5 protein-coding genes are annotated in these 6,807 nt (G+C 72.7%); 4 read left to right on the top strand and 1 reads right to left on the bottom strand.

The features are described from left to right. Nucleotides 1-92 precede the first annotated feature (92 nt). The 3 genes from ACFVYN_RS04605 to ACFVYN_RS04595 all read left to right on the top strand — a co-directional run bounded on the left by ACFVYN_RS04605 (nt 93) and on the right by ACFVYN_RS04595 (nt 3,912). Entirely contained in the window at nt 93-3,038 is a 2,946-nt protein-coding gene (locus ACFVYN_RS04605; RefSeq protein ID WP_389992424.1) for a BTAD domain-containing putative transcriptional regulator, read from the top strand. A 32-nt stretch (nt 3,039-3,070) separates the two neighbouring features. Beyond that, nucleotides 3,071-3,505: a VOC family protein gene (locus tag ACFVYN_RS04600; RefSeq protein ID WP_389992421.1), complete on the top strand. Its 435-nt coding sequence runs from the start codon at nt 3,071-3,073 to the stop codon at nt 3,503-3,505. Between the two features lie 227 nt (nt 3,506-3,732). Continuing rightward, complete coding sequence (locus ACFVYN_RS04595; RefSeq protein WP_389992419.1) at nt 3,733-3,912, top strand: hypothetical protein; 180 nt, start codon at nt 3,733-3,735, stop codon at nt 3,910-3,912. Nucleotides 3,913-3,998: 86 nt separating this feature from the next. Here the strand turns inward: ACFVYN_RS04595 and ACFVYN_RS04590 are convergent, their stop codons facing one another. Then, a complete protein-coding gene (locus tag ACFVYN_RS04590) occupies nt 3,999-5,549 on the bottom strand; it encodes a FadD3 family acyl-CoA ligase (protein WP_389992417.1) in 1,551 nt (516 codons plus the stop codon). A 105-nt stretch (nt 5,550-5,654) separates the two neighbouring features. On the opposite strand from ACFVYN_RS04590, the gene ACFVYN_RS04585 reads away from it, so the two are divergent. Beyond that, a complete protein-coding gene (locus ACFVYN_RS04585; RefSeq protein WP_389992414.1) occupies nt 5,655-6,806 on the top strand; it encodes a lipid-transfer protein in 1,152 nt (383 codons plus the stop codon). Nucleotide 6,807 lies beyond the last annotated feature (1 nt).

Below are 6,807 nucleotides of genomic sequence, written 5' to 3'. Positions count from 1 at the left end.
CGGTGGCGGGAGCCGGGCAGCACACGGGCTCCGCATCCGGTGCCGGGCAACACACGAACCCCACGACCGCAGCCCGGCAACACGCGAACTCCATGACCAGAGACGGGCAGCACACGAACCCCACGCCGGCGCCCACGCCCCCGCCCCTGCGCTTCTCCGTGCTCGGGCCGGTGCGGGCATGGCGCGGTGAGGAACTGCTGAACACCGGGTCGCCCCAGCAACGTGCCCTGCTCGCCGCCCTGTTGCTGCGTGAGGGCCGTACCGCCACCGCCGCCGAGCTGATCTCCGCCCTGTGGGGCGAGGAGCCGCCGGACCAGGCACTGGCCGCCGTGCGCACGTACGCCTCCCGGCTCCGCAAGATCCTCGACCCCGGGATCCTGGTCAGCGAGTCCGGCGGGTACGCGATCCGCGGGCTCGGCGAGGACGCGCTGGACCTCGCCGCCGCCCAGGAACTCGCCACCCGGGCGGAGAAGGCCAGGAGCGCCGGGGACCTGTGCCACGCGCGGGAGACCCTGACCCGGGCGCTGGGGCTGTGGGACGGCGAGGTGCTCGCGGGCGTGCCCGGGCCCTACGCCGAGGCGCAGCGCGTGCGGCTGGAGGAGTGGCGGCTGCAACTCCTCGAATCCCGCCTCGACATGGACCTGGAGCAGGGCTGCCACGCGGAGGCGGTCTCCGAGCTCACCGCCCTCACCGCCGAGCACCCCCTGCGTGAACGCCTGCGCGAGCTGCTCATGCTGGCCCTGTACCGCAGCGGCCGGCAGGCCGAGGCCCTCGCGGTCTACGCCGACACCCGCCGTCTGCTCGCCGACGAACTCGGCGTCGACCCCCGCCCCGGCCTGCGCGAGCTCCAGCAGCGCATCCTGCGGGCCGACCCCGGCCTCGCGGAACCCTCCTCCCCGCAGCCCGAGCCGGTCGCCGCCCCCGTCCGTCCCGCACAACTCCCGGCCACCGTCCCGGACTTCACCGGTCGCGCCTCCTTCGTCAGCGAACTGAGCGAGGTGCTCGCCTCCGGCTCCGAGGGCCGTGTGATGGCGGTCTCCGCACTGGCCGGCATCGGCGGCGTCGGCAAGACCACGCTGGCCGTGCACGTGGCCCACCAGTCCCGTGCCGCCTTCCCCGACGGGCAGCTCTACGTCGACCTCCAGGGCGCCGGCGCCCGGGCCGCCGACCCGGAGACGGTCCTCGGCGCCTTCCTCAGGGCCCTCGGCACCGCCGACTCCTCGATCCCCGACTCCCTGGAGGAACGGGCCGCCCTGTACCGCTCGGTGCTGGACGGCCGCCGGGTCCTCGTCCTGCTCGACAACGCGCGCGACGCGGCCCAGATACGTCCCCTGCTGCCGGGCACGGGAGGCTGCGCGGCCCTGGTGACCTCCCGGGTGCGGATGGTCGACCTCGCCGGAGCCCACCTCGTCGACCTGGACGTCATGTCCCCCGAGGAGGCACTCCAGCTGTTCACGAAGATCGTCGGCGAGGAACGGATCGCCTCCGAGCGCAAGGCCGCCCTCGACGTGGTCGCCGCCTGCGGCTTCCTCCCGCTCGCCATCCGCATCGCCGCCTCCCGCCTCGCGGCCCGCCGCACCTGGACGGTCTCCGTCCTCGCGGCGAAGCTCGCGGACGAGCGGCGGCGGCTGGACGAGCTGCAGGCCGGTGACCTCGCGGTGAAAGCCACCTTCGAACTCGGCTACGGCCAGCTGGAGCCCGCCCAGGCCCGCGCCTTCCGGCTGCTGGGCCTCGCCGACGGCCCGGACATCTCGCTGGCCGCGGCCGCCGCCGTACTGGACCTGCCCGTCGAGGACACCGAGGACCTCCTGGAGTCCCTCGTCGACACCTCGCTGCTGGAATCGGCGGCGCCCGGCCGCTACCGGTTCCACGATCTCGTACGGCTCTACGCGCGTTCGTGCGCGGAACGCGACGAGTGGCCGCCCAGCGAGAGGGAGGCGGCGCTGTCGCGGCTCCTCGACTTCTACCTGGCCACTGTCGCCGGCGTGTACCTCATCGAACGGCCCGGCGACAGGCTGGTCGACCACCTGGCCACACCGGAGTACCCGGGGCTGGTCTTCGCCGACCGGCACGCGGCGCAGGACTGGCTGTACTCGGAGGCGGTGTCGCTGCTCGCCTGCGTGCGCCAGTCGGCGGGCTCCGGGTTCCTGCCGCGGGCGGTGGATCTCCTGTGGGCCGCCGTGGACCTCGCGGAGTCCGGCACCAACTCCAAGGCGTACGAAGGGGTCGCCTCCGCCCTCCGGGAGGCGTCGCGCGAGGCCGGTGACCCGACGGCGGAGGCCCGGGCCCTGATCACACTGGCCTACGCCCACAGCCTCACGGGACGTTTCGACCTCGCGGGCGAGGAGGCCGCCCGCGCCCACGAACTGACCGTCGCTGCCGGGGACCCGCTGGCCGGCAGCTGGGCGACCAACATCCTCGGCGTGCTCGCGGTCTACCAGAACCGCAACGACGACGGGGAGGCCCATCTCACCCGGGCCATCGAGGGCTTCCGTGCCTGCGACGACCCGTCCGGCGAGGCGAGCGCCCTGTGCAACCTCTCGCGCATCCACCTGGCGGGCGGCCGGACCGAGAGCGCGGTCTCCCTGGCCCAGCAGGGCATGGAGATGTACGACGCGATGGGCCACGCCCTCAAGGGGGCCAACGCCCGCTACGCGCTGGGCCTCGCGCTCACTCAGCACGGCAGCCTGCCCGAGGCGACCGCCCGCCTCCAGGAGGCCCTGACGGTGTTCCAGGACAGCCGTCAGCGTCTGTGGGAGGGCATGTCCCTGTTCCGGCTGGCGGAGGCCGACCTCGCCGCCCTGCGCCCGGCGCAGGCCGCGTCGAACGCCGAGACGGCCCTCACCGTGCTGCGCGGCATCGGCGGCGACTGGCGCCGGGCGGGTGTCCTCGTGGTTCTCGGTCAGGGGCTCAGTGGGATCGGCCAGCCGGGGCGGGCGCAGGTCTGCTGGCGGGAGGCACTGGAGCTGTTCGAGGCTCTCGACGCACCGGAGGCGGACACGGTCCGAGCCCTGCTCTCCCCGCTGGCACTGGCATAGGGCGGGTCGGCACCCCTTGTTAGGGTGCGCCGATGCCAACGATCAGGAAGATCCAGGTCACGTTCGACTGCGCCGAACCCGAGCGTGTGGCCCGCTTCTGGTGCGAGGTGCTCGGGTACGTCATACCGCCGCCACCCGAGGGCTTCGCCGATTGGGCCGACTACGAGCGCTCACTGCCGCCCGAGCGGCAGGGCGCGGGGTTCGTCTGCCAGGACCCCTCGGGCCTGGGCCCGCGGTTGTACTTCCAGCGCGTCCCCGAGGGCAAGGTCGTCAAGAACCGGGTGCATCTCGACGTACGCGTCGGCACCGGACTCGTGGGTGAGGAGCGGCTCGCCGCGCTGGAGGCCGAGTGTGCGCGGCTGGTCGCGCTCGGGGCGACTCGTGGGCGCGTGCTGCTCGCCGACGAGTACGACGAGTCGTGCATCGTGATGCGAGACGTCGAGGGCAACGAGTTCTGTCTCGACTGACTGTGGGGGCGGGTGGCGTCGGGAGCGGGTCGTCGCGAGCGGACGTTCATCGTTCGTTTATCGCGGCCCGGCACTCTCGTCTTGTCGTCGCGTCGCGTCGGGGGGCAGACGGGACGACCTCGGCCGTTGCACTACGGTGAACGGTCGCACAGTCGGCCCGGCGGCCCTCGGGGGAGTCGCCGGGCCGGCCATCAACGAGGTATCCGAACTGTCAGGGGAGGCAGTCCATGAGCGACCAGAACACCACCGACAACATCCATGCCACCGACGTCGAGGACGAGACGTCTGTGAGCACGGACAACATCCACGCCACGAGCGAGCCGCTCCAGGCGGCCAAGCTCAAGACGGACGACAGCACGGCCGAGGCCGGCACGGACAACATCCACGCCACGGACGAGCCCGTCTGACGAGACTCCTTTCCTGCAACGGGGATCGGCCGCGGCGGCGCGGAGGGGGAGCCGTCGCGGCCGAGGCGTGTCCGGGGGCGGAGGCTTCAGGGCCGCCGCAGCTGCCCCTTCACCACCTTCCCGCTCGCGTTCCGCGGCAGCCCCGCCACGAACTCCACCGACCTCGGCACCTTGTAGTTCGCCATCTCCCGGCGGGCCCAGGCGATCAGGTCGTCGGCGGTGAGGACCGAGCCCGGGCGGCGGACCACGTACGCCCTGCCGACCTCGCCGAGCCGCGCGTCGGGCACGCCGACGACCGCCACGTCGGCCACCGCCGGGTGCAGGCCGAGGAGTTGTTCGATCTCCGCCGGGTAGGCGTTGAAGCCGCCGACGATGAACATGTCCTTCAGCCGGTCGGTGATCCGCAGGTTTCCGGAGGCGTCCAGGACTCCCACATCCCCCGTGCGCAGCCAGCCGTCCTCGGTCACGGCCTCCGCGGTGGCCGCCTCGTCCTCGAAGTAGCCGCGCATCACGTTGAAGCCGCGGACCAGGACCTCACCGGGCTCCCCGGGCGGCGCCTCCACCCGCACCTCCGTCCCCGGGATGGCCCGTCCGGACGTGGCCGCGATCACCGGCAGCGGGTCGCCGCGCCGGCACATCGTCACGATGCCGCTCGCCTCCGAGAGGCCGTACGCGGTCAGGACCGTCTCCACGCCCAGCTCGCCCTGGAGTTGCTCGACCAGACGCAACGGCACCACCGCCGCACCCGTCACCACCAGGCGCAGCGCGGAGAGGTCGTGGGCGTCGCGCGCCGGGTGGTCGAGGAGCGACTGGTGGAGGGTGGGCGGGCCCGGCAGCACCGAGACCCGTTCCGCCGCGATGTTCGCCAGCACGGTGTCCACGTCGAACACCGGCTGCGGGATCATCGTCGCGCCCCGCATCAGACAGGCGATCACCCCGGCCTTGTAACCGAAGGTGTGGAAGAAGGGGTTGACGATCAGATAGCGGTCGCCGTGCCGCAGCCCGGCCAGCTCGCACCAGGCGTCGTACGCCCGCAGGGTCTGCTCGTGGGTGATCACCGCGCCCTTGGGGCGGCCGGTGGTCCCGGAGGTGAAGACGATGTCCGAGGGCCAGGAACCCTGGACGTCCGAGGCCCTCGCCCGTACCTCGGCCCGACCGACCCCGTCCCCGCTCGCCAGGAAGTCCTTCCAGGTGCGGTAGTCGGCGGGGGCGTCGTCCGACAGCACCACCACCTGCTCAAGCTCCGGCAGTCCCGGTCCCTGTGCGACCGCCCGGCGCAGGGACGCCACGTACGAGGTGCCCAGGAAGGTGCCGGTGACGAACAGCAGCCGGGTCCCGCTCCGGCGCAGCACGTCCGCCGCCTCGGTGCCCTTGAAGCGGGTGTTGAGGGGCACCAGGACCGCCCCGGCCGACACCGCGCCCAGCGCCGCGACCATCCAGTCCAGGGAGTTGGGGGCCCAGACGGCCACCCGGTCGCCGGGCCGCACGTCGTTCGCGATGCACGCGGCCGCCGCCCGCTCCACGCGGGCGCCCAACTCGCCGTAGGTGACCCGGTTGCGGCCCTCTACGACCGCCTCCGTGGCGGCATACCGCTCCGTCGCCCGGCGGACCAGCTCCGGGATGCTCCGCCACTCCACATCGGCCTCCCCGAAAGCGGAAACGCATTAGCTGACTACCCGTCAGATTAGCTGTAGCCTGACGGGCTGTCAGCAGGCCTCACAGTGTGCGGAGGTGCGTGCAGCGTGACCCTCAAGGACGCCACGGCGATCGTCGGTATCGGACGGACCCCGTTCGCCAAACACCTCGCCGAGGACGAGCGGACCCTGGCCTGCCGGGCCGTGCTCGCCGCCCTCGACGACGCCGGGATCGCGCCCGGCGAGGTCGACGCCCTGGCCTCGTACACCATGGAGGAGACGGACGAGGTCGAGCTGGCGAAGGCCGTCGGCCTCGGTGACCTCACCTTCTTCAGCAAGGTCGGCTACGGCGGCGGCGGTTCGTGCGCGACGGTCGCCCATCTCGCGGCGGCCATAGCGAGCGGCCAGGCGAGCGTCGGTGTCGCCTGGCGGTCGCGCAAGCGCGGCTCGGGGCCCCGCCCCTGGACCAACACCACCGTCCAGCTCCCCACCCCGGCCCAGTGGACGCGACCCTTCGGCCTGCTCCGGCCCGCCGACGAGATCGCCATGCTCACCCGCCGCTACCTGCACGAGTACGGCGCCACCCGCGACCACCTCTTCAACGTCGCCCTCGCCTGCCGCAACCGTGCCAACCAGAACCCCGCCGCGATCATGTACGACCGCCCCCTGACCCGCGAGATGTACATGACCTCCCGCTGGATCAGCGAGCCGCTGTGCCTCTTCGACAACTGCCTGGAGACGGACGGGGCGTTGGCGTGTGTGCTGGTCAGCAGGGAGCGCGCCCGGGACTGCCCGAACACTCCCGTCTACGTCCACTCCGCCGCCCAGGGCCTGCCCGCCCAGCACCACGGCATGGTCAACTACTGGAACGACGACCCGCTGACCGGGCCCGCCTGGACCGCCGCCCGGCACCTGTGGAAACACGCCGACTTCACCCCGCAGGACGTCGACGTGGCCCAGATCTACGACGCGTTCACCTCCCTCGTCCCGCTCTCCCTGGAGGGTTACGGCTTCTGCGGTCGCGGCGAGGGCGGCGCCTTCACGGAGGGCGGCGCCCTGGAGATCGGCGGACGGCTGCCGATCAACACCGGCGGCGGGGGGCTGTCCGAGGCCTATGTGCACGGCTTCAACCTCATCGACGAGGGCGTACGGCAGTTGCGCGGGATCAGCACCGCGCAGGTGCCGGACGCCGCGACCTGCCTCGTCACCGCCGGTGAGGGCGTCCCCACCTCCGCCCTGCTGCTGACCAACAGGAGCTGAC

The organism is Streptomyces sp. NPDC058307 (assembly GCF_042880295.1).
GTDB lineage: Bacteria > Actinomycetota > Actinomycetes > Streptomycetales > Streptomycetaceae > Streptomyces.
The sequence above is the reverse complement of the archived record's forward strand: the minus strand, read 5'-3'. Positions and strand labels throughout refer to the sequence as shown.

Excerpts from the sequence above, each read along its gene's own strand:
- ACFVYN_RS04605 (WP_389992424.1), top strand. The coding sequence starts at position 93 with ATGACCAGAGACGGGCAGCACACGAACCCCACGCCGGCGCCCACGCCC.
- ACFVYN_RS04595 (WP_389992419.1), top strand. The coding sequence starts at position 3,733 with ATGAGCGACCAGAACACCACCGACAACATCCATGCCACCGACGTCGAG.
- ACFVYN_RS04600 (WP_389992421.1), top strand. The coding sequence starts at position 3,071 with ATGCCAACGATCAGGAAGATCCAGGTCACGTTCGACTGCGCCGAACCC.